The organism is Umezawaea sp. NPDC059074 (genome assembly GCF_042738955.1).
GTDB lineage: Bacteria > Actinomycetota > Actinomycetes > Mycobacteriales > Pseudonocardiaceae > Umezawaea.
In genome coordinates this window covers 1-25,103 of the sequence record NZ_JBHYHC010000134.1, presented here as the reverse complement: position 1 = coordinate 25,103, position 25,103 = coordinate 1, and the positions used below count along the sequence as shown (strand labels likewise).

Genomic DNA, 25,103 nt, shown 5'->3' with positions numbered 1-25,103 from the left:
GCGTGCGGGACACCCAGCACGCACTCCTGATGCCGCCGCGCGACCCGCGACTCCGGCCGGAGGGGACGACGTCCACCCGACTGCCAGTAGCTGAGCGTCGCGACGCTGATGGTGACCCCGCGCAGGCCCAAGCGGTGCTGGATGCGGTCCAGACTGAGCCGACTCGCTTTGATCGCGGCTCTCAGGGCCTCGGGAAACGGTCCCGTGGTCAGGAGCTGCGCCAGACTGCCGTGGCCCGTCGAATCGATGTCTTCGACAGACAGAGTAGGTCGACCGGCAGCGTTGGTCATGGTGACTCCCCGCTGTCATTAGATCACGCCCAAGTGACCCTACCCGCCAACGATGGGCGTTGGTGGCGACCGGATGGAGTCAATGGTTGGTCCGTACGGGTTACACGTTTTCGCTCGTGATGCCTATCTGTCAAGTGGTGATCGTCGGTGCTTCGCCCAGTGTGAACCCGCCGGTAACATTGTGCACGAGGCCCCGGATGTGCGGGAAAACCCCCTTCGGTGTCGGTTGTGCCGTCGTGGTGGCCCGATCCAGACCGGGTCGGGCCACCAGCGACCTGCCACCTACTGGCGACGCCTGATCGGGTGGCTCTACTGTGTCGACGGTGACTTCGGGCCAGGATTTCGCCTCAGGAGGCCGCGAGCCGGAAGACGTGCTCGTCGAGGTGGCGCGCGCCGTGCTCGGCCCTGGTGAGCACCGGGTCCTGGACCTCATGGACATCACCCACCAGCCCTACGGGCGGGTGGTGGACGTGGTGCGGGCGAGCGACGACCTGGTGCCCCGGCTGGCCCACGAGAACGCGCTCGACCAGGCGTTCCTGCTCGCCCGGAAATGCCTTCGGCCCGGCGGCATCCTGGTGGCCGCCGTCCCCGAGTTGGACCGGTTGAGCAGGCTCCGGCCGATCACCGCGCCGCCGAAGGTCCTCGGCCGCGGCGAGAGCAGGCAGGTGACCGTGCAGCTGTGGGACTGGTCGAACGACGGCGAGTCCTACGAGCTGGAGGTCGTGCAGTTCGAACGGGCGCTCGGCACGTGGCAGATCTCGTCGTCCGTCGCGACCCGGCACCGCGTGCTCACGCCCGAGCAGATGGCCGAGCAGTTCGCGCTCGCCGGCTTCGGGGCGGTGCAGCGGCTCTCGCCCGGCGAGAGCGGCCACCCGCTGCCGGTGTGGGTCGCCGTGGCCCCGGCTTGAGCCGCGTCCGCGCGGTGTCGGGAGGCGGTCGCGCGGTCGAGGTCGAGCCGGAGCGGCTCGAAGGGTGGTTCGACCGGTTCGGGCTCCGGCACGGCGGGGTGTCCCGCACGGTGGTCGCTCCCGTCCACGTGGTGGTCACCGCCGTCGACGGGACGCGGGCCGAGGTGGACGTGCCGTACCCGCCGTTGACGACGCCCACGCTCGCCGGGCTGGTGGCGCACGCGCTCGTGCCGCGGCGGATCGGGCTGCTGCTGGTGCGCCTCGGCGGGCACAGCGTCGGGATCGCCCGCGACGGCGTGGTCGAGGTGTCGACGACCGACAGCCGCCAGGTGCACGGGCGGAACAAGGCGGGAGGGTGGTCGCAGCAGCGGTTCGCGCGGCGGCGCTCGGGGCAGGCGCGGGTGGCGTTGGAGGCCGCGGCGGCGGACGCGGTGCGAGTGCTCGGTCCGGTGGTGGACGGGTTGGACGCGGTGGTGCTCGGCGGGGACCGGCAGGCGTTGGACGTGCTGCGCGCGGACCGGCGGCTTTCGGCGGTGTTCGCGAAGGCGGGGGAGCGGGTGCTGGAGGTCGCCGAACCACGGCGCGCGGTGCTCGACGAGGCGGCTGTGCGAGCGCGTGCGGTGGAAATCGTGGTTCGGCCACCTGAGACGCCCTGAGCCGATTCAATGATCTTGACGGGGTGCCGTCGTGGCACTCGTCGGATCAGAGGAGTGTTGGTGCGCAAGAGACTTGTGCTTGTCGCGGGAGTGGTGGTGTTCGGCAGTCTCGCCCTTGCGGCGCCCGCGATGGCGTGCGGGGAGCTGCCGGGGATCCCGCCCGTCTCGGGGGAGATCGGAGGACGGCCCGACACGGGCGGTCTTCCCGGCGGCGAGGTGCCGCCTGTTTTCGGTGGGGGACAAGGTGACGTGACCACGCCGCCGCCCCTGAACGTCCCGCCGCCGTTGGGTGGCGGCGGACTGGGTGGCGGCGGAGTCGGTTCGCCTCCGCCGTGGGATGTGCCACCTCCGCTGGGCGGCGGCGCCGGTGTCGAAACGCCTCCGCCGCTGGACGTTCCGGCTCCGCCGAGCGGTGGTGGCGCGGGTGGTGAAACGCCTCCGCCACTGGAGGTTCCGCCTCCGTCGGGTGGTGGCAACGGCGGCGGTGAGGTTCCTCCGCCCGCGGAGCTTCCCCCCGCTCCGGGCGGTGGCCTGGGTGGTGGTCCCGGCGAGGGGTCGATCCCGCCCGGTCCGTGTCATCCGGGCGACGGCGGGGTCAACACTCCCGGCGAGCCGGCCCCGGTCGAGCCCGAGCGTGGGAACCCCGGCGATCCCGGTCTGCCGGGCGAGCCCGGTGGCCCCGTGACCCCCGGTGAGCCGAGCCAGCCCGGCGTCCCCGGCGTCCCCGGCCTGCCCGGTGTCCCCACGAGCCCCGACCTGCCCGACAACGGCGGCGGTCAGGGTTCGCCCGGCACGCCCGTGCCGGTGGAGCCCTAGTCGAGACCTTTCCGGCCCCGTCCTTCGCGGGCGGGGCCGGAAAGTCGCGAAAACTCGGTGCAACCGGGGTTCGGGCCCAGCGCATGGATAGGGGTGAGGGCGGCGAACGAGCCGCCCGCGAAACCCCTAGGAGCAGCAAAGTGCGCAAACGTCTCGTCGTGGTGGCCGGTGCCGTGGTGCTCGGCGGGCTCGGCATCGCCGTCCCGACCATCGCGTTCGCCTCCGGCGGCGGCGACCCCGCGCCGACGTCGACGGTCAAGCCGCAGCCGACGACCACGGTCAAGCCCCTGCCGACGACCACGATCGCCACGTCCCCGGCCACGCAGTCGCCGATCCCGGTCACGCCGCAGCCGACGACCCAGCTGCCGATCCCCACGACCACGTTGCCCGCGCAGCCGCCCACCGAGCTGCCCGTCCCCACCACCACGCTCCCGGCCGCGCCGACGACCACGATCGCGACCTCCCCGGAGGCCACGTCGTACCCTGCGACTCCGACCACCACCGTCCAGCGCTGATCGGGAGAGCACCGCGCGCGTGACCGACCCGACCTGGAACGCCGAGTTCACCCGGCACTTCGACCTCACGGCCGATTCGATGCGCTTCACGGCCTTCCTGCTGTGCGGCAACTGGCACGAGGCCGAGGACGTGGTGCAGGCCGCGTTCCTCAAGCTGTACCTGGCGGGCCCGAAACTGGCCCGGCGGGAGGGTTTGGGCGCCTACACGCGGAAGATCGTGGTGCGGACGTTCCTCGCGGAACGGCGGCGGATGCGGTGGCGTCGGGAGAAGCTGACCGACGCCCCTCCGGAGATGCCGTCCGGTGGTGAGCACATCGAGGACCGGCTCGTCGTGTGGCAGGCGATGTCGGTCCTCGGTGCGCGCCAGCGCGCCGTGCTGGTGCTGCGGTTCTGGCACGACCTGAGCGTGGAGGAGACCGCTTCCGCGCTGGGGTGCACCAGCGGGACGGTCAAGAGCCAGAGCGCCCGAGGCCTGGCGACGCTCCGCCAGCGCCTCGGACCCCAGTACGCCGACCTGTGGCAGGAGGTGTCTCGCCGTGCGTGAGGACGACCTGAAGGGCACCTTCGAGAAGCTGCGCGCGGCGCCGATGCCCGCGCGGTCGCTGACGGCCGACGACATCATCGCCGGCGGTGAGGCGGTCCGGAAGCGGCGGCGCACGATGGCGGTGGTGGGCAGTGGCGTCGGGACCGCCGCCGTCGTGGCCGCGGCCGTGCTGGTGCTCGCGCTCAAGCCCGGTGAGGTGCCGACCCGGCCCGTGGAGCCCGCAGGGCCTCCGGCCACCAGCTCGACGACGACGCGGCAGCCCGCGTCCCAGGAGAGTTCGCCGGTGAAGCCGATGCCCACCACCGTGGTCGAACCGCCGGTGGAGGTCTCGACCTCGGTCACCCCCACCACGACCACCACGTCGCCGGCGACGCCCGCCACGTCGGCGGGCGATCCGCCGCCCCAGGCGACCACCACGACGGTCACGCCGCCCGCCACGACCAGGTAGGCCCCTCCCCGTTCCCGGTGTTTGCCGTGTGTCCCGATTCGAGATACCGTCACCATCCGGATGATGTGATCATCTGAAATCGAGTCGACGTCCACGGGAGAACCCATGTCCACCACCCCCGAGATCCACCTCAGCGACCCCGACGTCGTGCGCGACCCGTTCACCGCCTACGGGCGGGTGCGGGAGGCGTCGCCGCTGGCGCGGATCGTGATCCCCGGCAGGGCGCCGCTGTGGGCGCTGACCCGGCACGCCGACGCGCGGGCGATGCTCGGCGACCCGCGGTTCGTGATCAACGAGCACAGCTTCGTCGCCCCTCAAGGCGTGCCCGAGCACTGCCTGAAGTACCTGCGGACGATGTCCGAGATGAACGGCCCTGAGCACGCCCGGCTGCGCAGGCTCGTGTCGCCCGCGTTCACCGCGCGCCGGGCCGCCGACTTCCGCGCGCGGATCGAGCCGATCGTGGACGGGCTGCTCGACGAGCTGCCGTCGCACGTCGAGGACGGCTCGGTGGACCTGCTGCGGCACTTCGCGTGGCTGGTGCCGATCGACGTGATCTGCGAGCTGGTCGGCATCCCCGCGGAGGACCGGCCGACGTGGCGCGAGCACGGGGCGAACATCGCGGCGGGCTACGGGCAGGGCTTCGCCGACTCGATCCCCGAGGTGCTGGCGGGCGCGAAGGCCGCCGTCGCGAGCCGTCGCGAAGTGCCGGACGGCGACCTGCTGGCCGAGCTGATCCGGGTGCGCGACACCGACGGCGACCGGCTGAGCGAGACCGAGCTCGTCACGCTGGTGTGGCACCTCGTGCTGGCGGGCCAGACGCCGTCGAACCTCATCCCGAACGCCGTGCGCGCCCTGTTCGCGCACCCGGAGCAGCTCGCGAGGCTGCGGGCCGACGAGTCGCTCATGCCGCGCGCCGTGGAGGAGCTGATCCGCTGGTGCGGCCCGGCGCTGCTGTCGATCCCGCGCTACGCCACGGAGGACGTCGAGCTGTTCGGCGAGGTCGTGCGCGAGGGCGAGGCCGTCACGGCCGTGGTGGCGGCCACGAACCGCGATCCCCGCGCCCACGACGATCCCGACGAGCTGGACGTCACCCGGTCCTCGGGCGCGGGCCACCTCGGGTTCGGCCACGGCCCGCACTTCTGCCTCGGCGCGTCGCTGGCGAAGGTGCAGACCGAGGTCGCGCTCTCGGCGCTGCTGCGCCGTTTTCCCGCGCTGGCGCCGGCCGAGCCCGTCGAGGACCGCGCGCCCGACCCCGGCACGTGGCGGCTGACGTCGTTGCGCGTGACCCTCTGACCGGGGTCAGCCGAGGGTGCCGGTCGCCAGCAGGCCGCCGTCGACGCGGACGGTCTCGCCGGTGATCCACGCGGCGGCGTCGGAGGCGAGGAAGGCCACGAGCCGGGCCACGTCCTCCGGCGTGCCGAGGCGCTTGAGCGGGTACTGCCGCGACGCCTCCTCCTCACGGCCGGTGTAGAGCGCCTCGGCGAACTTCGTCTTCACCACGGCGGGCGCGACGGCGTTGACCCGGACCTTCGGGCCCAGCTGCCACGCCAGTTCCTCGGTCAGCCGGATCAGCGCGGCCTTGCTCGCGCCGTACGCCGCGATGGCCCCGGTGGACCGGATCCCGCCCACCGACGCCATGTTCACGACCGCGCCGCCGTGCTCGGCCATCCACGCCTTCCACACGAGCTGGGTGAAACCCAGTGCCGCCACCACGTTCACGTCGAAGATCTTCCGCACGGCCCCGAGGTCGGCGTCCATCAGCGCGCCGAAGACCGGGTTGATGCCGGTGTTGTTGACCAGCACGTCGATCCGGCCGAACCGCGCCACGACCGCGTCGACGGCCGTGGCGCGGTCGTCGTCGTTGCCCGCGTTGCTCGCCAGCGCCAGGACCCGGTCCTCGGGCACCCCGGTGTCCTCGACCAGCTTCCGCCCGGCCTCGGCGATCGAGTCCGGCTTGCGCCCGGTGATGGCCACCGACGCGCCCAGCGCCAGCAGCTCGTGCGCCACACCGAAACCGATTCCCCGGCTCGCGCCCGTGACCAGCGCGGTCCTGCCTGCGAACGTCTCCGTCATGCGCACGAATGTATGCCGGTGCCCACATCTGGCAAATCCGTTCGCCCGCAGCCCGTAGACTGGTGGCGTGGTCATCCTGATCGAGTAGGTCCAGCGCGTGTTCATCCGCCGACCCCTCCTTTCCGCATGACCACCTCACCTGGAGCTTCGCTGTGATCACGGCTACGAACATCGAGTTGCGCGCGGGTTCGCGCATCCTGCTCTCGGAAGCCAACCTCCGCGTCCAGCCCGGCGACCGCATCGGCCTCGTCGGCCGCAACGGCGCGGGCAAGACGACCTCGTTGCGCGTGCTGGCAGGCGAGGGCCTGCCCTACGGCGGCGACGTGCGGCGCACCGGCGAACTCGGCTACCTGCCGCAGGACCCGCGCGAGGGCGACCTGTCGGTGATCGCGAAGGACCGCGTGCTGTCGGCTCGCGGGCTGGACCAGATCCTGCGGGACATGGAGAAGACGCAGACCGCGATGGCGGAACTGGTCGACCCCAAGGAGTTGGACAAGGCCGTCACCCGCTACGGCAAGCTGGAGGACCGCTTCTCCTCGCTCGGCGGGTACGCCGCGGAGAGCGAAGCCGCGCGCATCTGCGCGAACCTCGGCCTGGCGGACCGGATCCTGGCGCAACCGCTGAGCACGCTCTCCGGCGGCCAGCGCCGCCGCGTCGAGCTGGCGCGCATCCTGTTCGCCGCCTCCGAGGCCGGTGTCGGCGCGAAGTCCAGCACGATCCTGCTGATCGACGAGCCGACGAACCACCTCGACGCCGACTCGATCTCGTGGCTGCGCGGCTTCCTCAAGTCGCACGAGGGCGGCCTCGTGGTGATCAGCCACGACGTGGAGCTGCTCGACGACGTGGTGAACAAGGTCTGGTTCCTCGACGCCACCCGCGGCGAGGTCGACCTGTACAACATGGGCTGGAAGAAGTACCTCGAGGCCCGGTCCGCGGACGAGAAGCGCCGCCGCCGCGAGCGCGCGAACGCCGAGAAGAAGGCGGGCGTGCTGTTCGCCCAGGCCGACAAGATGCGCGCCAAGGCCACGAAGGCCGTCGCCGCGCAGAACATGGCCAAGCGCGCGGAGAAGATGCTCGCGGGCCTGGACGAGACGCGGGTGGCGGACAAGGTCGCGAAGATCCGCTTCCCGGAGCCCGCGACCTGCGGCAAGACCCCGTTGATGGCGGAGGGGCTGAGCAAGTCCTACGGGTCGCTGGAGATCTTCACCGGCGTCGACCTGGCCATCGACAAGGGCTCGCGGGTCGTGATCCTCGGCCTCAACGGCGCGGGCAAGACGACGCTGCTGCGGCTGCTCGGCAAGATGGAGAAGCCGGACGCGGGCGAGCTGATCCCCGGCCACGGCCTGAAGATCGGCTACTTCGCGCAGGAGCACGAGACGCTCGACCACTCGGCCAGCGTGTGGGAGAACATCCGCCACGCCGCCCCGGACACGCAGGAGCAGCAGCTCCGGCAGCTGCTCGGCACGTTCCTGTTCAGCGGCGAGCAGCTCGACCAGCCCGCGGGCACCCTGTCCGGCGGCGAGAAGACGCGGCTCGCGCTCGCGGGCCTCGTGTCCAGCGCGGCGAACGTGCTGCTGCTCGACGAGCCGACGAACAACCTCGACCCGGCCAGCCGCGAGCAGGTGCTGGACGCGCTGCGGCGCTACCAGGGCGCCGTCGTCCTCGTCACGCACGACCCCGGAGCGGTCGAGGCGCTGGAGCCCGAGCGGGTGATCCTTCTCCCCGACGGGACCGAGGACCACTGGTCCGCGGACTACCTCGAACTCGTGCAGTTGGCCTGAGCCAAGGGAAGCAGCACTTTTCGGCAAGCGTGATCAAAGGGGTGGCTGTGCGTGATCACATGATCACGCACAGATCATTTTGCATGATCGCCTGGCGTTCTGGTCCGTCGTGTTCGATCATTGCGACGACAGGGGCCCGAAAGCGGCCCGACCTGCTCGGACGGAAGGCGGGACATGGTGGCTGACCTGAAGAAGGGCGCCCGGATCACCGGCGCCACACGGGACAAGCTGGCCGCTGACCTGAAGAAGAAGTACGAAAAGGGCGCGAGCATCCGGGCGTTGGCTGAGTCGACCGGGCGCTCCTATGGCTTCGTCCACCGGGTTCTGTCCGAGTCCGGTGTCACGCTGCGCGGTCGCGGTGGCGCCACCCGAACCAAGAAGAAGTAAGCTACCCTCCGGTAACATCACGGGCGCCCAGCACTCGCGGCGCCCCACCGGACCCGGAGGTTCCAGCATGTCGGCCACGCCCATCGACGCCGGTCTGCTGGAACGTGGAGGTGTGCGGCTCGTCGTGGACGGGCCGCGCGCGACCATCACCCTCGACCGCCCCGATGTGCTCAACGCGCAGACGCCGTCGACCTGGCAGGCGTTGCGGGCGATCGGCGAAGGCCTGGACCCGGACGTCCTCGTGGTGGTCGTCCGGGGTTCTGGTCGCGCGTTCTCGGCGGGGCTCGACCGGCGGATGTTCGCGGGCGGGGTGCCGGGAGAACCGGGGCTGTCGGAGATCGTGGCGCGCGGACCCGAGGCCGGGGCCGCGCTGATCGCCGAGTTCCAGGAGGGGTTCCGCTGGCTGCGGGACCCTCAACGGGTGACGATCGCGGCCGTGGCCGGGCACGCCATCGGGGCCGGCTTCCAGCTCGCCCTCGCGTGCGACCTGCGGGTCGTGGCCGAGGACGTGCAGTTCTCCATGGCCGAGACGACGTTGGGCCTCGTGCCCGACCTGGGCGGCACGCTGCCGCTGGTCCGGGCCGTGGGGTACGCGCGCGCCGCCGAGATCTGCGTGACCGGGCGGCGCGTCGGCGCGGCCGAGGCGCTGCGGATCGGGCTGGCCAACACCGTCGTGCCCGCCGAAGGGCTGGACGCGGCGGTCGAGGACCTCGTCGGGTCGATCACCCGGCCGATGGCGGGCGCCGTGCGGGAGACCCTGGCGCTGATCGCCGCCGCGGCCGACGGTTCCTCGGAGGAGGAGCAGTTGGCGTTGGAGCGCGAGGCGCAGTTGCGGCGGCTCGCCGAACTGGCCGCGCTCGTGAAGGCGTAGGGACCACCTCCGTTCGCCTGACGGCGAACAGGGATTTTCCCGCTCCTCGGTGGTGTTGACTCACCTCGTGGACAGCGGAGCCGGTTCCTGGGGATTGATGATGAGCGCCATGCGCGCCGCCGACGCGCCCAAGGGGGTGCGAGCGGGGACGTTGCGGCGCGTGGTGACCTTCGCGCGCCCGCACCGGGCCAAGTTGGTGGCGTTCCTGCTGCTCACGGTCGTGTCGTCGGTCCTGGCGGTGAGCACCCCCGTCCTGGCGGGCCGGGTGGTCGACGCGATCGTGCAGGCCCGGCCGGTGTCGGTCGTCGTGTGGCTGGCCCTGCTGATCGCCGGCATCGCGATCGTCGACGCCGGGCTCGGCCTGGCGGAGCGCTGGCAGTCCACCCGCATCGGCGAGGGCCTGATCTACGACCTGCGCCGCGCCGTGTTCGAGCACGTGCAGAAGATGCCGGTCGCGTTCTTCACCCGCACCCGCACCGGCGCGCTCGTCAGCCGCCTCAACAACGACGTGATCGGCGCCCAGCGGGCGTTCACCTCCACGTTGTCCGGCGTGGTCACCAACGTCATCCAGCTCTCGCTCACGCTCGTCGTGATGCTCACCCTGTCCTGGCAGGTCACCGCGCTCGCCCTGGTCCTGCTGCCGGTGTTCGTGCTGCCCGCCCGGCGCATGGGCAACCGGATGGCCGACCTCCAGCGCGAGGCCGCGAACCTCAACGCGGGCATGACCACCCAGATGACCGAACGGTTCTCCGCGCCCGGCGCGACCCTGGTCAAGCTGTTCGGGCGGCCCCGCGAGGAGGCCGACGAGTTCGGCGACCGCGCGCTGCGGGTGCGCGACATCGGCGTGAGGACCGCGATGGCCACCCGCTGGTTCATGACCGGGCTGACGCTGGTGTCCGCGCTGGCCCAGGCGTTGGTCTACGGGCTCGGCGGGTACCTGGCGCTGACCGGGCGCCTGGAGCCGGGCACGGTCGTGTCGCTGGCGCTGCTGCTGTCGCGGCTCTACTCGCCGCTGACGGCGCTGGCCAACGCCCGCGTCGACGTGATGACCGCGCTGGTGTCGTTCGAGCGGGTCTTCGAGGTGCTGGACCTCAAGCCGATGGTGGCCGAGGCCGCGTCACCGAAGTCCGTGCCCGACGGCCCGGTGTCCGTGGAGTTCGCCGACGTGCGGTTCGGCTACCCGTCCGCGGACAAGGTGTCGCTGGCGTCGCTGGAGTCGGTGAGCACATTGGACACCCGCGGCGGCCAGGAGGTGCTGCACGGCATCAGCTTCACCGCCGAGCCGGGGCAGCTGGTGGCGCTGGTCGGGTCGTCCGGCGCGGGCAAGTCGACCATCGCCTCGCTCGTGCCGCGGCTGTACGACGTGGAGTCCGGGTCGGTGCGGCTGTCCGGTGTGGACGTCCGCGAGCTGGGCTTCGACGCCGTGCGCGACGCGGTCGGCGTGGTGACCCAGGACGGGCACCTGTTCCACGACACGATCCGGGCGAACCTGGTCTACGCGCGGCCGTCGGCGACCGACGAGGAGCTGTGGGACGCCATCGGCCGGGCCCGGCTGGGCACGCTGATCGAGTCGCTGCCCGACGGGCTGGAGACCGTGGTGGGGGAGCGCGGCTACCGGCTCTCCGGCGGTGAGCGGCAGCGGTTGACCATCGCCCGCCTGCTGCTCGCGCGCCCCCGCGTGGTGATCCTGGACGAGGCGACGGCCCACCTGGACTCGGAGTCCGAGACCGCCGTGCAGGCCGCGCTGACCGAGGCGCTCAAGGGCCGGACCGCGCTGGTGATCGCGCACCGGCTGTCCACGATCCGGGCCGCCGACACCATCCTCGTCGTGGAGGACGGGGAGGTCGTGGAACGCGGAACGCACCACGACCTCCTCGCCGCCGACGGGCGCTACGCCGAGCTGTACCACACCCAGTTCGACGAGTCACCGCAGGTCAGCGTGGTTCCCACGCCGAAGTTCTCGCTCGTCACAGAGCACCCAGGAACGTCCCGCTGACGGCGACGGCGGCTTTCGACGAGCCGCCGTTCACCACCAGCACCGCGAACGCCATCGTGCCGCGGTAGCCGACGAACCAGCCGTGCGCGCCGGTGCCGTCGCCGAACTGGGCGGTGCCGGTCTTGCCGGACACCTGGCCGAACGGCGCGAGGCCTGTCGCCGTGCCGCTGGTAACGACCTCGCGCATCATCGGCCGCAACGCCTGCGCGGCGGCCGCGGGCAGCCCCGGCAGGTCGGTGTTCTTGACCGTGGGGATCTCCCGGATCAGCTGCGGCACGGGCGTCGCGCCGCCGTTGGCGACGGTCGCGGCGGCCAGCGCCATCCCGAACGGGGTGGTCTGCACCTTGCCCTGGCCGATGCCGTCCTCCACCCGCTCCGCCACGTCCTGCGCGGGCGGGACCTTGCCGGTGTTGGTGGTGATGCCCGCGATGGTGAAGTCCGCGCCGATGCCGAACTGGAGCGCGGTGCTCGTCAGCGCGCCCGCGGGCAGGTCCGCCGACAGCTTGCCGAACGTGGTGTTGCAGGACTGGGCGAACGCCTTGCGCAGCGGGACCGTGCCCAGGTCGAACTTGCCCTCGTTGGGGATGCGGCGGGTGCCGATCGTGGCCTCGCCGGGGCACTCCACGGGGGTGTCGATGCCGACCGCGCCGCTCTCGACGGCGGCCGCGGCCGTGACCATCTTGAACGTCGAGCCCGGTTCGTGCAGGTAGCCGAGCGCGACCGGTCCGGTGGCCGAGGCGGGCGCGTTCTGCGCCACGGCGAGGATCTCGCCGCTCTTGGTGTCGAGCGCGACGATCGCCGCCTCCTGCGGCACGCCGTCGACCGCGGCCTGCGCGGCGTCCTGGACGGCCTTGTCGAGGGTGAGGGTGGCGGACTTCGTCACCACCGCCGCCATCTCCTCCAGCGTCGTCACGGGCGCGTCCGCGGCGTCGACCCCGACGACCTTCCAGCCGGGACTGCCGTTGAGGCTGCCCACGGCCGTGCGCACACCCGGCATGACCGCCGCGGCGTACGCGCCGGTGTCGGTGGGCACCGGCGTGCCAGCGCGGTCGAGCAGCGCGCCGTCCCCGGACTGCGGCAGGTAGGCGAGCGTCTGGCCGTCACCGAGCTTCGGGTGCAGCAGCGCGGACGTCCAGTGCACGCGCCACTGCCGGTCGTCGCGCTTCATCTCGAACGTCGTCCGGTACTTCCACGGGTCGCCGCTCGGCAGCGACCACGTGACGTCGGCCGGGATCGACGTGGTCGTCGCGTCCCCGGCCACCGGCGGGACAGCCCCCAACTGCACCCGGTACTTCGCGCCGGACATCCCCGCCAGCGACTTCGTCACCGCCGCTGCCGCCACCGGCTCCGCGTCGGTGGCGGCAGCGGCCTTGGCGGCGTTGCCGTCGGTGAACGCCGTGGCGAAGGCCTGGGCCACCGTGCTCGGCGAGGCCATCGCGGGTGTGCTCGCGCCGGTCGCCTGGGACCCCGGCTCCGGGTGCGGGGCGCTGCCCGTGCCCGCCCACACCACGGCCCCGCCGATCCCGATCACCACGGCGGCCGTGAGGCCACCGGCGATCAGGACTCTCCGACGTGTTCTCTCGTCCATGTAGCTGAAACCCCCACTCACGGGCACCGGGAGGTGCCGCCCCTCGCCCTGGAACGTAGCGAGGTCGTGTGGAGGTTCAGTGGGCTTTCGGCGATGATGTGCCGAAGGGCTCAGCCCAGCTGCGGGACGCGGGTCTGGTAGTGCCGCAGCAGGTCCGCGTTGGCCGCGTCGCCGCCCTCCACGTTCGCGCTGCGCCACAGCGGCAGGTGCACGTTCTGCTCGGCGGCCTTGTCGAACAGCCGCACCATCAGCAGGTTCCACAGGAACGCCGTGGCGACCGTGGAGATCGCCGCCGTCACGGGCTCGTCGACCGGGTAGGTCGAGTCGCCGGGCGGCACCACGTTGTCCAGCACGACGGTCGCCACCTCGGCGAGCGTCGTGCCCGCGCGGCGTGGGGCCAGCGCGCTGGCGGCGACCGAGGTCACCGCGACGACGGGGCAGCCCGCGTCCACGGCCTGGATCGCCAGCTCGACGGGGTAGGGGTTCACGCCCGAGGTGGAGAACACGAACAGCACGTCGTGCGCCGCGAGGCCGGTGTCGCGCAGCACCTCCGCCGCCAAGCCCGAGCGGCGCTCGGCCGCCGTGCTGCTGATGGCGCCGTGCATCGGCAGCAGTTCCGGGTGGTAGACCGGCCGCACGCAGGCCAGGCCGCCCGCGCGGTAGAAGGTCTCGGCGACCGCCGCCAGCGAGTGGCCCGCGCCCGCGGTGAGGACCATGCCGTCCGCGAGCACGCTCGCCAGGACCAGTTCGGCCACGTCGTCCAGCGCGGACGCGTTCTGCTGCTCCACCCTCAGCAGGTGGTCGCGCACCAGGTTGCCGTAGTCGGATCCGGTCACGGTCTCGCTCGTCATGCGGTCGTCCTCCGTCGTCGCGGCCCCCTAGTGGTCCACACCACTGGGCACGGGGCTAGTCCTACCCGATGGACGGTGTTCGCGAAAGCCTTGCGCTCCGAACATCGTTCGTGTTCGTATGAACACGTGGAAAGTGAGAAGCGGCATGAACTGATCCTGGGGAGCCTGCGCAACGGCGAGCGGGTCACCGTCGCGGCGCTGGCCGAGCTGATCGGCTGCTCGGAGATGACGGTCCGGCGGGACCTCGACACGCTGGAGCGCGACGACCTGCTGCGGCGCGTGCGCGGCGCGGCCGTGGGCATGCTGACCAGCGAGGAGACCCCGTTCGCGGCGCGGAGCAAGCACCGCATCGACGTGAAGCGGCGGATCGCCCTCGCGGTGTCCGAGCTGATCGACGACGGCGAGAGCATCGTCATCGACGGCGGCAGCACGACCGTGGAGGCGGCGCGGTTGCTGACCACCCGCAGGCTGACCGTGCTGCCGCTGACCCTGCACGTCGCGAACGCGCTCATGGGCGCCGACCGCGTCCGCCTGGTCCTGCCCGGCGGCGACCTGCGCCCCGGCGAGCTGTCGTTCGTCGGGCCGCTGACCGAGTACGCGTTCGACGTCATGCGCTTCGACACCATGGTGCTCGGCAGTTGCGGACTGAGCGTGCGCAACGGGATCTCCGCGCACGACCTGCTCGAAGGCGCGGTGAAGAAGGCCGCCGTCACGGCCTCCGCGCGCGTGATCGCCGCGATCGACAGCTCGAAGTTCGGTCGCACCGCCTTCGGCCGGGTCTGCCCGGTCGAGGCCCTCGACGTCCTCGTCACCGACGAGGACGCCCCTGCCGACGAGGTCGCCGCCCTGCGCGAGGCCGGAGTGGAAGTGCACCTTGTCTAGCCCTGTGCTCGCAGCGCCGCCGAAGGCCGCGCGGGTGTCGACGATCCTCGTGTTCGCGATCCACGCCGCCGTGTTCGGCGCGTGGACACCGCACATCCCGGCGGTGAAGGACCACCTTGGCCTCAACGACGGCACGCTCGGCCTCGTGCTGCTCGGCGCGCCGGTCGGGTCGGTCATCGCCATGCTCGTCACCGGTCGGGCCATCGCGAAGTGGGGCAGCAAACGGGTCGTGCTGGCGACGTTCCTCGCCTTCGCGCTCGTCACGCCCGCGCTCGGCGTGGCCCCGACCGCGCCGTGGCTGTTCGCGATCATCGTGGTGTGGGGCGGGTTCATCGGCTCGCTCGACGTCGCGATGAACACCCAGGCCATCTCGGTCGAGTCCGCCTACGGCAGGCCGATCCTGTCGAGCTTCCACGCGTGGTGGAGCCTGGGCGCGTTCGCCGGTGTCGGGCTCGGCGCGCTGGCCATCACGTTCGGCGTCGGCCTGCGCGACCAGATGATCGCGTTCACCCTCGCGCTGCTGCTGGTGGCGTGGCCGCTCATCCGGCCGATGCTGGGCGACGACCAGGCCGCCGAGGAGCACAAGCTCGGCTTGCCGTGGCGGGACAAGCGGGTCCTGGTGTTGGCCGTGATCATGTTCGCCGGGCTGATCGCGGAGGGCGCGGTCGGCGACTGGGCGGCCGTCTACCTGCGCGACACGCTCGACGTGCCCGCGGAACGCGCGGGCCTGGGCTACGGGGTGTTCGCCGTGGCGATGTTCCTCGGCCGCGTCGGCGGCGACGGCTGGGTGGCGAAGTTCGGGCCCGCCCGCGTGGTCGGCGTGCTCGCCGCGGTCGGCGGCCTCACGTTCGGCGTCGCCCTGCTCGTGGGCCAGTTCTGGTTGGTGCTGGTGGGTTTCGCGGTGTTCGGACTCGGCATCGCGTGCATCGTGCCGGTGGTGTTCAGCTCCGCCGCGGCGCAGTCCGACGCGCACGCCGGGCAGGCCATCGCGGGTGTCGCGACCGCGGGCTGGGCCGGGTTCCTGCTGGGTCCGCCGCTGATCGGCCTGCTGTCGCACGCGACGTCGCTGCCGCTCGCGCTGGGCGTGCTCCCGTTGTGCTGCCTGGGAATCGCGCTCGCGGCTGGATCACTTCGCCCAGCGGTCTAGGTCTTCCGGCCGGTCGACGTCGGAGCCGTCGGCGACGTCCTCGCACGGCACGGCCAGCACGGCGTGCGCGCGGAGGTAGTCGCGGGCCCCGGCGTCACCGGTGGAGGTCTCCAGGACGCCCTCCCAGTGGGCCCGGCCGATCAGCACGGGATGGCCGGGCTCACCGTGGAAAGCCGCTCGTGCCAACGAATCGGGAGCGGCGAGTGCCGCTAGCCGTAGCACCGCCTCGACCGTCACGCCGGGGGTGTCGACCGGGAGCACGACCACCGCGTCGGCCCCGGTGGCCGCCACCTCGGTCAGCCCGACCCGCAGCGACGAGCCCATGCCCGTCGCCCAGTCCGGGTTGTCCAGCACGACCGCCGCGCCGAGCGACGCCCGTGCCCGCACCTGGTCGGCCGCCGCGCCGAGCACCACGACCACCGGGTCGCATCCCGCCCGCCGCAACACTTCCGCCGCCGACTCCACGAACAGCGAGCCGTGGTGGGAGACCAGCGCCTTCGGGGAGCCGAAGCGGCGCCCGGCACCGGCCGCGAGCAGCAACCCGGCGATCGACATGCGGTCAGACTAGGGCTTCGTGGCCGATCAGGTCGGCCCGGCGGCGCACGCCGAGCTTGCGGTACACCCTGGTCAGGTGTTGTTCGACCGTGCTTACCGTGATGTGAAGCCGTTTCGCGATCGCCCGGTTGGTGTGGCCACCAGCGGCGAGGGTCGCGACCCGCCACTCCGAGTAGGTCAACTCCGTCATGCACTGATCACGCAGTAGAAGCTTCAACGGTTCACGTGTGGCCGAGATTGGCCACCGGGAATACGGGATCAGTTCACCGCACGGACAGGTGCGCGAGCAGCAGGCTGGTCATCAGCTCGGAGGCCTCGTCCGGGATCCAGTGCGACACGTCCTCGACCATCTGGAAGTGGTACGGCCCGCTGACCCAGTTCTCGGTGTCGAACGCCGCCGCCGAGCCGAAGACGGTGTCCTCGGTGCTCCAGATGTACATCGTGGGGACGGAGACCTTGTCGATCCGGCTCGCGGCCCGGCCCGCGCGGTACCAGTTGAGGGCCGCGGTCATCGCGCCCGGCTCGGACAGGCGGCGGACGTACTCGTCGACCCGGCTCGGCGCGACCTTCCAGTCGAACAGCCTGCGCAGGGCCTCGCCGTCGTTGTCGAGCATGCGCTGTTCGGTGTTCGAGTTGCGCCACTCGGTCATGTACTGCGAGCGGGCGTGCTGGTCCTCGTCCGTGCGGATCGCGTTGGCCAGCGCGGCGGGGTGTGGGGTCGAGACGGCGGTCAGGCTCCGGAGCCGGTCCGGGTGGTCGGCGGCGGTGTGCCACGCGACCGCCGCGCCCCAGTCGTGGCCGACGAGGTCGAACACCGGCCACGCCAACTCGTCCGCGATGGCCAGCACGTCGCCGACGAGCTGGGAGATGCCGTACTGGGCTGGGGCGGTCGGCCGGACACCGGGGGAGTAGCCCCGCTGATCCGGCGCGACAGCCCGGAAACCCTGCGCGCCGAGCACCTGGACCTGGTGGTCCCAGCACATCGCGCCCTGCGGGAAGCCGTGCAGCAGCAGGACCGGCCGCCCGTTCTCGGGGCCCTCGGCGATGGCGTCGAAAGTGCCCTCGGGGGTGGGGATGCTCAGGTGTTCGACCACGGTCGGGACTTTAACGCTTCATCTCGCGGGGAGGGTGGACAGTGCGGCGGTGAGGAGGTCGAGGTGGTCGGGTGGGGATTCGAGGAGGGGGAGGCGGACGGAGGCGTGCCGGATGATTCCTTGGTGCGCCAGGGCTGCTTTGGCCATGATCGCGCCCTGGGAGGTGCGCATGATGGCGTTCGTGATCGGGATGAGGTCGCGGTGGATCGCTCTGGCCTTGGTGAGGTTGTTGGATCGGATGGCTTGGATGAGGTCGGCGTTGTGGGCTGCGGCGATGTTGCCGGTGACGCTGACCACGCCTGTTGCTCCGCAGGCGAGGTAGGCGAGGTTGAGTTCGTCTATGCCCGAGTAGTAGGCGAGGGTGGTGCGGGACATGACGGACATCGCTTGGAAGAGGTCGCCCTTGGCGTCCTTGACCGCCTGGATCCTGGGGTGGGTTGCCAGGGTGATGAGGGTGGATTCGTCCAGTGGGGTGCCTGTGCGGGCTGGGACGTCGTAGAGCATGACCGGGAGGTCTGTGGCGTCGGCTACTGCGGTGCAGTGGGCGATTACGCCTTGTTGGGTGGGGCGGGAGTAGTACGGGGTTACCAGGAGTAGGGCGTCTGCTCCGGCTTCCTTGGCGGCTTGGGCTCTGGTTGTGCTTTCGGCGGTGTTGTAGGTGCCTATGCCTGCGATGACCTTTGCCTGGGTGGATGTTTGGGACTTGACGGTGTGGATTAGGTGGGTTGTTTCTTCTGGGGTGAGGGTGGGGGATTCTCCTGTGGTGCCTGCTACTACCAGGCCGTCGGCGTTGGTGGTCAGGAGGTGGGTGATCAGGGAGGTGAGGCTGTCTTGGTCGATCTCGCCTGTTGGGGTCATGGGGGTGGCCATGGCTACCAGGTTGTTCCCGAAAGGGGGCATGGGGGGATGCTGGTCCGTGGGGGAAGGCTGGTCCAGCGAATGTTTGTTGGGGGTATTGTTTAGAGCTGCTTCATGGTGGGCTGATCTGGGGGTGGGCTGAACCCCGATTGCGCCAATTATCTCACCCCTTTTCACTTTGTCAAGGCTGGAAAGACGCCTTGACAAAGTGAAAAGGGGTGAGGGCGCAAAAGCAATCGGGGGTCGCCAGGGTTGGGGTTTGAAAGAACCTGCCGGCACGGAACGATTGGTAGCGGTGCGAGTGGCGGCCGGGGGCCCGAAAGGTCAGCGGCGGTGAGGTGCGGTGCGGGTTGGGGCCGGGGGCCCGAAAGGTCGGCGGCGGTGAGGTGCGGTGCGGGTTGGGGCCGGGGGCCCGAAAGGTCAGTGGCGGTGAGGTGCGGTGCGGGTTGGGGCCGGGGGCCCGAGAGAGTGTGTGCCGGTTGGTCACGGGGGACGGTTGGGGGCGGGGGCCCGAAAGGTCGAGGCCGGTAAGGCGCGGGGCGAGTTGGGGCGGGGGTCCTTGGTCGCAGTGCCGTGCAGGCCACGTGTGGAACCTGGGGTGGTGTGGTGGCTTGCCACGGTGGCGTGAAGTCCGTGTGATCTGGATCGCAATGGGCGTCCGGGGTGTTGTGGCGAACCGAATATGTCGGCATGGAGCCCCAAGTCGACGTGTTCCGGGCGTCGGTCGACGTGCGCGCCGTGGCCCTTGTGCTGCACGGTGGACGGTCACGTGGTCACGGTCGGGTGCACCGCTATCAGCTCGCTGTCCTGCGGATGGTGCCGTTCGGGCGTGCCCTGCATTCCGCTGGTGCTCGGCACGGGCTTGAGGTGCGGATGTTGCGGTATCGGGTTCGTGGGTGGAACGCGCCCGATCTTGATCCTGTTCGTGATGCTCGGTGGGCGCTTGCGGAGATCGAGCGTGCTCATCCCGGTGTTCCCGTGGTGCTTGTCGGGCATTCGATGGGTGGGCGTACTGCGTTGCGGGTTGCCGATCATCCGACCGTGGTGGCGGTTTGTGCGTTGGCGCCGTGGATTGAGCCTGGTGAGCCGGTTGCGCAGCTTGCTGGGCGGGCGTTGCTCATCGCGCACGGGGACCGGGAGCGGATGACCGATCCGGCCGAGTCCTACCGGTACGCGGTTCAGGCCAGGGGTGTGGCGAACCGGGTGGCTCGGTTTTCCGTGCTGGGGGATGGTCACGCGATGCTCAAGCGGGCCCGTGACTGGACTCGGCTCGTCGTGGACTTCGTTCTCGGAGAGCTCGGGTTCGAACCGCGGGCGGCCGATATCGCGAACGCCATGCGAGAGCGCACGCCGGACGGCTTGGACGTCCCGCTCAAGACAGCACACTGACGAGAGGACACACCCGTGGCACAGGAATCCGGACGTCGACGGGTCGCCGTGATCGGCAGCGGCGTGTCCGGTCTGACCGCGGCCTACCTGCTCCAGCGGCAGTACGACGTGCTGCTGTTCGAGGCCGACGACCGCCTCGGCGGGCACGCGCACACCCACGAGTTGACCACCCCGGACGGTGGCACCGCGCGGATCGACAGCGGGTTCATCGTGCACAACGAGCGCACCTACCCGAACCTGCTGCGGTTGTTCCGCGAACTCGGCGTGTCCACGCAGGACTCCGAGATGTCGATGAGCGTCCGCTGCGACGGCTGCGGCCTGGAGTACGCCGGGGCCCGCAAGCTGCCCGGCCTGTTCGCCCAGCCGCGCAACCTGGCGAAGCCCGCCTACCTGCGGATGCTGGCCGAGGTGACCCGGTTCCACCGGCACGCGCGCAGGCTGATCGACTCGCCGGACGCCGACGGCGTCACGCTCGCCGCGTTCCTCGCCATCGGCGGCTACTCCCGCTACTTCGTCGACCACTTCGTGGTGCCGGTCGTGTCCGCGGTGTGGTCGTCCGGCCCCGGTCTGAGCACCAGCTACCCGGCGCGCTACCTGTTCGAGTTCCTCGCCAACCACGGGATGCTCGCCATCGGCGGCACGCCGCAGTGGCGCACGGTCGTCGGCGGCTCGGGCACCTACGTGGAACGCGCGGCCAAGGGCCTGACGGCCGTCAACGTGTCCACCCCGGTCCGCGCGGTGGTCCGCACGGCCGACGGCGTGGAGGTGCGCGACGACGCCGACCAGAAGCACGAGGTCGACAAGGTCGTCGTGGCCACGCACCCCGACCAGGCGCTGCGGCTGCTCGCCGACGCGACGCCCGAGGAGAAGGGCGTGCTCGGCGCGTTCACCTACTCGCGCAACGAGACCTGGCTGCACAACGACCCGAGCGTGCTGCCCGTCAGCGCGGGCGCGAAGGCGTCGTGGAACCTGCTCAAGACGTCCTGCCACGAGGACTCCGGTCCCGTGGTCGTCAGCTACCACATGAACCGGCTGATGCGACTCGTCGAACCGCTCGACTACGTCGTCACGCTCAACGCGACCGACCGGATCGACGAGCGCAAGGTGCTCAAGAAGATGGTGTACGAGCACCCGCTCTACACCCCGGAGTCGGTGGCCGCCCAGCGCCGCCTGCCCTCGCTCAACGACGGCGTCACCGCGTTCGCGGGCGCCTACCAGGGCTGGGGCTTCCACGAGGACGGCTGCGCCTCGGGCGTGCGAGCGGCGGAGAGCCTCGGGGTGCGCTGGTGACAGCGCTCTACGAGGCCGAGGTCAGCCACACCCGCCGTGAGCGGATCGACCGGGCGTTCAGCCACAAGGTGTACCTGTGGCTGGTCGACCTGGACCGGCTGCCGCGCCTCCCGTGGTGGCTGCGGCCGTTCGCCCGGTTCGAGGCCCGCGACCACTTCGGGCCGCACGCCGACACGCCTGTCGAGCGGAACCGCACGATCCGCGAGAACCTTGATCGGTGGCTGGCCGAACGCGGTGTCGACCTCGCGGGAGGGCGGGTGCTGATGCTCGCCAACGCCCGACTGCTCGGCCACGTGTTCAACCCCCTGTCCGTCTACTGGTGCCACCGGCCGGACGGCGCGCTGGCGTGCGTCGTGGCGGAGGTCCACAACACCTACGGCGAACGCCACCCGTACCTGCTGGAGACCGACAGCGCCGGCCGGGCGCAGGTCGACAAGGCGTTCTACGTGTCGCCGTTCCTGGACATGGGCGGCCGCTACCTCATGCGGCTGCCCGAACCCGACGACCGCCTGTCCGTGACGATCGCGTTGCGGCAGAACGGGAAGACACCTTTCACCGCCGGTCTGCACGGTGTCCGCAAGACCGTCACCCCGGCGAATCTCGCGCGCCTGCTCGTTCGGCGACCGTTGATGACGCTGCGCGTGTCCACCCTCATCCGAGTCCACGGCATCACGCTGTGGCTGCGCCGCCTGCCTATCACCCCCAGGAGTAACCGATGAGCACCCTCGACGTCTCGGTGCCCCGCCCGAACCAGGGTGTGTGGCCCGGCCTCGACACACCGCCCAAGTCCCCCCTCAAGGCCCGCATCGCGGAGTCGCTGTTCCGCCGCGCCGTCGCCTCGCTGCCGGTCCGCGTCGTGCTGCCGAACGGCGTCCGCATCGGCGCGGGCGGCCCGGACGCGCCCGTCATGCGGATCCACCGGCCCGCCGCGTTCTTCCACCGGCTCGGCGCCGACGCCAAGATCGGCTTCGGCGAGGCGTACATGGTCGGCGACTGGAGCACGACGGCGCTCGCCGACCTGCTCAGCGCGTTCGCCGCGAAGCTCACCACGCTGATCCCGCCGAAGCTCCAGCTCATGCGCCGCTGGGTCGAGCTGCGGCACCCGGACTCCGAGGCCAACTCGGTCGAGGGCGCCCGCGAGAACATCAGCCGCCACTACGACCTGTCGAACGACCTGTTCGCCACGTTCCTCGACGAGACCATGAGCTACTCGTCGGCGCTGTTCGACGAGAGCGGCGACGACCGCGAGCTCGTGGCGGGTCAGCTCCGCAAGATCGACGGCGTCCTCGACTACGCCGGTGTCCGCGAGGGCAGCCGCGTGCTGGAGATCGGCACGGGCTGGGGCGCGCTCGCCGTGCGGGCCGCGCAGCGCGGCGCGACCGTGACGTCCCTGACGATCTCCGCCGAGCAGCGCAAGCTCGCGCAGCAGCGGGTCGCCGAGGCCGGGCTGTCCGACCGCGTCGAGATCCACCTGCGCGACTACCGCGAGGAGCACGGGAAGTACGACGCCGTGGTCAGCGTGGAGATGATCGAGGCCGTCGGGGCGGAGTACTGGCCGACGTACTTCGGCGTGCTCGACCGCGTCCTCGTGCCCGGCGGCCGGGTGGGCCTCCAGGCGATCACGATGCCGCACGACCGGATGCTGGCCAGCGCGCGCAGCTACACGTGGATCCACAAGTACGTGTTCCCCGGCGGCCTGATCCCGTCCGTCCAGGCGATCGACAAGACCGTGCGCGAGCACACCGGCCTGCGCGAGGTCTCGTCCCGAGCGTTCGGCCTGGACTACGCCGAGACCCTGCGGCAGTGGCGCGAGACCTTCCTGACCAGGTGGAACGACGTCAGCGGCTTCGGTTTCGACGAGACGTTCAAGCGGATGTGGGAGTTCTACCTCGCGTACTCCGAGGCGGGCTTCCGGGTCGGCTACCTCGACGTGCGGCAGTTCGCGTACGTGAAAGCCTGACGCGTTAGTCCGTTCGGTCGACGTGTGCCCCCGACCGGGTGCTCGTGAGGCCTTTCGGCCCATCTTCGTGGTCAGCTTGAAGAGAGCGGTATCAGCGGCACGACTGGGGACTCCTCTCTCCTGTGAGCCGGGCAATGCCGGGACGCTTGTTGCGAGGAGGTCGCCGGATGGTCCATCCATCGCCTGTGCGCGCCGATGTCGGGTTCGGCATCGGCACGGACGGCGACGAAGCCCCGGTCGGTCGGCCCCACGTCCGGTTGATCACGGGGTCCGCCGCCCCCGTAGTGAGCACCCAATGGCTCGTCGAGGCTGAACTGGTCGACATCGTCGACCAGGCCCTCGCGGGCAACCGCCGTGCCGTCGAGCAGCTGCTGGCCCGCATCCAGCCGCTCGTCCTGCGCTACTGCCGCGCCCGCGTGGGCAGTCGGGAGCGCACCCTGGTGTCCGCGGACGACATCGCCCAGGAAGTGTGCCTGGCCGTCGTCTCGGCGCTCTCGAAGTACCGCTACGAGCCCGGCTCGTTCCTGGCGTTCGTCTACGGCATCGCGGCCCACAAGGTCGCCGACGCCCGCCGCCGCGCCGTCCGCAGCCGGTCCGAGGTCGTCCCGGAGCTGCCGGACTGCCCGACCCTCGAAGCGGGGCCGGAGCAGCGCGCCATGAACGGCGAGACCCTCGAGACCGTCGTGCAACTCCTGCACCGCCTCCCGGACCGCCAGCGCGAGATCCTCGTGCTCCGCGTCGCCGTCGGCCTGACCGCCGAGGAGACCGCCAACGCCGTCGGCTCGACTCCCGGCGCGGTCCGCGTCGCCCAGCACCGGGCTCTCGCCCGTTTGCGCGAGATGTTGGCGTCGGTGGACGGCTGATCCACCGACGGCCGGCATCGTATGGGGATGACGACCGCCGAACCGCCCGCCTTCGACGTGCTGTTGTCGGGCACGGTGTTCCTGGACATCATCTTCACCGGCCTGCCCCGCCCGCCCGCCGCGGGCACGGAGGTCTGGGCCGAAGGCCTGGGCTCGTGCCCCGGCGGCATCGCCAACCTCGCGGTCGCGTTGAGCAGGCTCCAACTGCGCACCGCGCTGGCGGCCGCCTTCGGCGAGGACGTCTACGGCGACTTCTGCTGGGAAACCCTCGCCGAGCAGGAAGGCGTGGACCTCACGTACTGCCGCCGCTTCTACGGCTGGCACTCCCCGGTCACGGTCTCCATGGCGATGGAGAACGACCGCAGCATGGTCACCCACGGCCACCGCCCACCCATCTCGGCGGATCAGCTGTTGGCGACCCCACCGTCCACAAGGGCGGCGTTCGTCCACATCCAACCGGAAGAGGAGTCCTGGGTGTCCCGCGCGAAAGCGCAGGGAGCACTCCTCTTCGCCGACATCGGCTGGGACCGCACAGAGGTCTGGGCCCCGTCCCTCCTCAAACGCCTGAACGGCTACGACTTCTTCCTCCCGAACGACAAAGAAGCAATGCACTACACCAGACAGGACACAGCGGAAGCGGCAGCCGTGGCCCTGTCCGAATACGTCCCGGTGGTGGTCGTGACGAGGGGAGGGGGCGGCGCATTCGCCTACGACGCCGCAACAGGCGAAAAAGCAGATGTCCCCGGCCTCAACGTGGCCCCCTTGGATTCGACCGGGGCAGGCGACGTGTTCGGCGCGGGCTTCGTACTGGGCACCCTGGCAGGCTGGCCACTGGACCACCGAGTCAGATTCGCAAACCTTTGCGCGGCCCTCTCGGTACAACACTTCGGCGGCTCCCTCTCAGCACCGGGCTGGGGCGACATCGCAGCCTGGTGGCGCACAGTGGGGAAGAGGGAAGAAGGCGACCTCCGTGCGTATGGCTTCCTCGACGACCTACTGCCGGGTCACGCCAACGCCGAAGTCAGACGAGCCAGCGCCACCATCCGCCTCCACGGCCCACACTAAAAGATAATTTAGACAAAGAGGGAGGGCGCGGGGGGAGGACGCCAGCCACGTGGAACCCATGGGTCGCCGGATAACCCATGGGGGATGGAGCTAGCTACCTAGCGGCCAAGTAAGTCGGAACCGGCGCCAGGCTTGGTGACCACAACGGGACTGGCGCCAGCTTTGGCGACCACGCTGGGGCTGGCGGGCGCAGGCCACGGAACGTGGCCGATTTGACATGGGGATTTTGGCCTTAAACTTGTGGATCGGGCAGGGCTTTGGGGCACTGCCTTTTGG

26 protein-coding genes and 1 pseudogene are annotated in these 25,103 nt (G+C 70.9%); 19 read left to right on the top strand and 8 right to left on the bottom strand.

The window, feature by feature from the left end:
* Positions 1 to 290: pseudogene (locus ACFWW9_RS37980) on the bottom strand (hypothetical protein); the annotation flags it as partial.
* 323 nt (positions 291 to 613) lie between these two features.
* Between ACFWW9_RS37980 and ACFWW9_RS37975 the strand changes: the two are divergent.
* The 7 genes from ACFWW9_RS37975 to ACFWW9_RS37945 all read left to right on the top strand — a co-directional run bounded on the left by ACFWW9_RS37975 (position 614) and on the right by ACFWW9_RS37945 (position 5,470).
* On the top strand, positions 614 to 1,198 hold the full coding sequence (locus ACFWW9_RS37975; protein ID WP_390387291.1) for a hypothetical protein: 585 nt from the start codon (positions 614 to 616) through the stop codon (positions 1,196 to 1,198).
* Complete coding sequence (locus ACFWW9_RS37970; protein WP_390387290.1) at positions 1,195 to 1,854, top strand: acVLRF1 family peptidyl-tRNA hydrolase; 660 nt, start codon at positions 1,195 to 1,197, stop codon at positions 1,852 to 1,854. The genes ACFWW9_RS37975 and ACFWW9_RS37970 overlap by 4 nt, the downstream gene beginning before the upstream one ends.
* 681 nt (positions 1,855 to 2,535) lie before the next feature.
* Positions 2,536 to 2,670 (top strand): hypothetical protein, encoded by a 135-nt coding sequence (locus ACFWW9_RS37965; RefSeq protein WP_390387289.1) that lies wholly within the window; start codon positions 2,536 to 2,538, stop codon positions 2,668 to 2,670.
* A 140-nt stretch (positions 2,671 to 2,810) separates the two neighbouring features.
* Entirely contained in the window at positions 2,811 to 3,185 is a 375-nt protein-coding gene (locus tag ACFWW9_RS37960) for a hypothetical protein (RefSeq protein ID WP_390387287.1), read from the top strand.
* A 79-nt stretch (positions 3,186 to 3,264) separates the two neighbouring features.
* Positions 3,265 to 3,729, top strand: coding sequence for a SigE family RNA polymerase sigma factor (locus tag ACFWW9_RS37955; protein WP_390387294.1), 465 nt, complete (start codon positions 3,265 to 3,267; stop codon positions 3,727 to 3,729).
* Positions 3,722 to 4,177: a hypothetical protein gene (locus ACFWW9_RS37950; RefSeq protein WP_390387286.1), complete on the top strand. Its 456-nt coding sequence runs from the start codon at positions 3,722 to 3,724 to the stop codon at positions 4,175 to 4,177. Before ACFWW9_RS37955 ends, ACFWW9_RS37950 begins: the two co-directional genes overlap by 8 nt.
* 105 nt (positions 4,178 to 4,282) lie before the next feature.
* The gene (locus tag ACFWW9_RS37945; RefSeq protein ID WP_390387284.1) at positions 4,283 to 5,470 is read left to right on the top strand and encodes a cytochrome P450; all 1,188 of its coding nucleotides are present in this window, start codon (positions 4,283 to 4,285) and stop codon (positions 5,468 to 5,470) included.
* A gap of 6 nt (positions 5,471 to 5,476) precedes the next feature.
* On the opposite strand, the gene ACFWW9_RS37940 is transcribed toward ACFWW9_RS37945, so the two are convergent.
* A complete protein-coding gene (locus ACFWW9_RS37940) occupies positions 5,477 to 6,250 on the bottom strand; it encodes an SDR family oxidoreductase (RefSeq protein WP_390387283.1) in 774 nt (257 codons plus the stop codon).
* Between the two features lie 152 nt (positions 6,251 to 6,402).
* On the opposite strand from ACFWW9_RS37940, the gene ACFWW9_RS37935 reads away from it, so the two are divergent.
* From ACFWW9_RS37935 to ACFWW9_RS37920, 4 genes are all read left to right on the top strand, one after another.
* Positions 6,403 to 8,031 (top strand): ABC-F family ATP-binding cassette domain-containing protein, encoded by a 1,629-nt coding sequence (locus tag ACFWW9_RS37935; protein ID WP_390387282.1) that lies wholly within the window; start codon positions 6,403 to 6,405, stop codon positions 8,029 to 8,031.
* Between the two features lie 177 nt (positions 8,032 to 8,208).
* Positions 8,209 to 8,418, top strand: a complete 210-nt coding sequence (locus ACFWW9_RS37930; protein WP_030473247.1) for a helix-turn-helix domain-containing protein — start codon at positions 8,209 to 8,211, stop codon at positions 8,416 to 8,418.
* A gap of 67 nt (positions 8,419 to 8,485) precedes the next feature.
* On the top strand, positions 8,486 to 9,289 hold the full coding sequence (locus ACFWW9_RS37925; protein ID WP_390387279.1) for an enoyl-CoA hydratase/isomerase family protein: 804 nt from the start codon (positions 8,486 to 8,488) through the stop codon (positions 9,287 to 9,289).
* 97 nt (positions 9,290 to 9,386) lie between these two features.
* On the top strand, positions 9,387 to 11,285 hold the full coding sequence (locus ACFWW9_RS37920; RefSeq protein WP_390387293.1) for an ABC transporter ATP-binding protein: 1,899 nt from the start codon (positions 9,387 to 9,389) through the stop codon (positions 11,283 to 11,285).
* On the opposite strand, the gene ACFWW9_RS37915 is transcribed toward ACFWW9_RS37920, so the two are convergent.
* Both ACFWW9_RS37915 and ACFWW9_RS37910 read right to left on the bottom strand, forming a co-directional pair.
* Entirely contained in the window at positions 11,257 to 12,873 is a 1,617-nt protein-coding gene (locus tag ACFWW9_RS37915; RefSeq protein ID WP_390387278.1) for a penicillin-binding transpeptidase domain-containing protein, read from the bottom strand. The genes ACFWW9_RS37920 and ACFWW9_RS37915 overlap by 29 nt on opposite strands.
* 110 nt (positions 12,874 to 12,983) lie before the next feature.
* Positions 12,984 to 13,724 (bottom strand): SIS domain-containing protein, encoded by a 741-nt coding sequence (locus ACFWW9_RS37910; protein WP_390387277.1) that lies wholly within the window; start codon positions 13,722 to 13,724, stop codon positions 12,984 to 12,986.
* Between the two features lie 126 nt (positions 13,725 to 13,850).
* On the opposite strand from ACFWW9_RS37910, the gene ACFWW9_RS37905 reads away from it, so the two are divergent.
* Together ACFWW9_RS37905 and ACFWW9_RS37900 are read left to right on the top strand one after the other, a co-directional pair.
* Positions 13,851 to 14,606: a DeoR/GlpR family DNA-binding transcription regulator gene (locus ACFWW9_RS37905; protein WP_390387276.1), complete on the top strand. Its 756-nt coding sequence runs from the start codon at positions 13,851 to 13,853 to the stop codon at positions 14,604 to 14,606.
* Between the two features lie 4 nt (positions 14,607 to 14,610).
* The gene (locus ACFWW9_RS37900; RefSeq protein WP_390387274.1) at positions 14,611 to 15,753 is read left to right on the top strand and encodes an MFS transporter; all 1,143 of its coding nucleotides are present in this window, start codon (positions 14,611 to 14,613) and stop codon (positions 15,751 to 15,753) included.
* Here the strand turns inward: ACFWW9_RS37900 and ACFWW9_RS37895 are convergent.
* From ACFWW9_RS37895 to dapA, 4 genes are all read right to left on the bottom strand, one after another.
* Complete coding sequence (locus ACFWW9_RS37895) at positions 15,733 to 16,308, bottom strand: NTP transferase domain-containing protein (RefSeq protein WP_390387272.1); 576 nt, start codon at positions 16,306 to 16,308, stop codon at positions 15,733 to 15,735. The two genes, ACFWW9_RS37900 and ACFWW9_RS37895, sit on opposite strands and share 21 nt — an antisense overlap.
* Positions 16,309 to 16,312: 4 nt before the next feature.
* A complete protein-coding gene (locus ACFWW9_RS37890; RefSeq protein WP_390387270.1) occupies positions 16,313 to 16,498 on the bottom strand; it encodes a helix-turn-helix transcriptional regulator in 186 nt (61 codons plus the stop codon).
* Positions 16,499 to 16,571: 73 nt separating this feature from the next.
* Entirely contained in the window at positions 16,572 to 17,402 is an 831-nt protein-coding gene (locus ACFWW9_RS37885) for an alpha/beta fold hydrolase (RefSeq protein ID WP_390387269.1), read from the bottom strand.
* A gap of 18 nt (positions 17,403 to 17,420) precedes the next feature.
* Positions 17,421 to 18,272, bottom strand: a complete 852-nt coding sequence (gene dapA, locus ACFWW9_RS37880; RefSeq protein ID WP_390387268.1) for a 4-hydroxy-tetrahydrodipicolinate synthase — start codon at positions 18,270 to 18,272, stop codon at positions 17,421 to 17,423.
* Between the two features lie 678 nt (positions 18,273 to 18,950).
* Here dapA and ACFWW9_RS37875 point away from each other — a divergent pair.
* From ACFWW9_RS37875 to ACFWW9_RS37850, 6 genes are all read left to right on the top strand, one after another.
* Positions 18,951 to 19,649 carry an alpha/beta fold hydrolase gene (locus ACFWW9_RS37875; RefSeq protein ID WP_390387267.1) on the top strand — a complete coding sequence of 233 codons (699 nt, stop codon included), beginning with the start codon at positions 18,951 to 18,953 and terminating at the stop codon, positions 19,647 to 19,649.
* Between the two features lie 15 nt (positions 19,650 to 19,664).
* Complete coding sequence (locus ACFWW9_RS37870) at positions 19,665 to 20,939, top strand: NAD(P)/FAD-dependent oxidoreductase (protein ID WP_390387266.1); 1,275 nt, start codon at positions 19,665 to 19,667, stop codon at positions 20,937 to 20,939.
* The gene (locus ACFWW9_RS37865) at positions 20,933 to 21,658 is read left to right on the top strand and encodes a DUF1365 domain-containing protein (protein WP_390387292.1); all 726 of its coding nucleotides are present in this window, start codon (positions 20,933 to 20,935) and stop codon (positions 21,656 to 21,658) included. Before ACFWW9_RS37870 ends, ACFWW9_RS37865 begins: the two co-directional genes overlap by 7 nt.
* On the top strand, positions 21,655 to 22,899 hold the full coding sequence (locus ACFWW9_RS37860) for a class I SAM-dependent methyltransferase (RefSeq protein WP_390387264.1): 1,245 nt from the start codon (positions 21,655 to 21,657) through the stop codon (positions 22,897 to 22,899). Before ACFWW9_RS37865 ends, ACFWW9_RS37860 begins: the two co-directional genes overlap by 4 nt.
* 167 nt (positions 22,900 to 23,066) lie before the next feature.
* On the top strand, positions 23,067 to 23,762 hold the full coding sequence (gene shbA, locus ACFWW9_RS37855) for an RNA polymerase sigma factor ShbA (protein ID WP_390387263.1): 696 nt from the start codon (positions 23,067 to 23,069) through the stop codon (positions 23,760 to 23,762).
* A gap of 27 nt (positions 23,763 to 23,789) precedes the next feature.
* Positions 23,790 to 24,827 (top strand): carbohydrate kinase family protein, encoded by a 1,038-nt coding sequence (locus tag ACFWW9_RS37850; RefSeq protein ID WP_390387261.1) that lies wholly within the window; start codon positions 23,790 to 23,792, stop codon positions 24,825 to 24,827.
* Positions 24,828 to 25,103 lie beyond the last annotated feature (276 nt).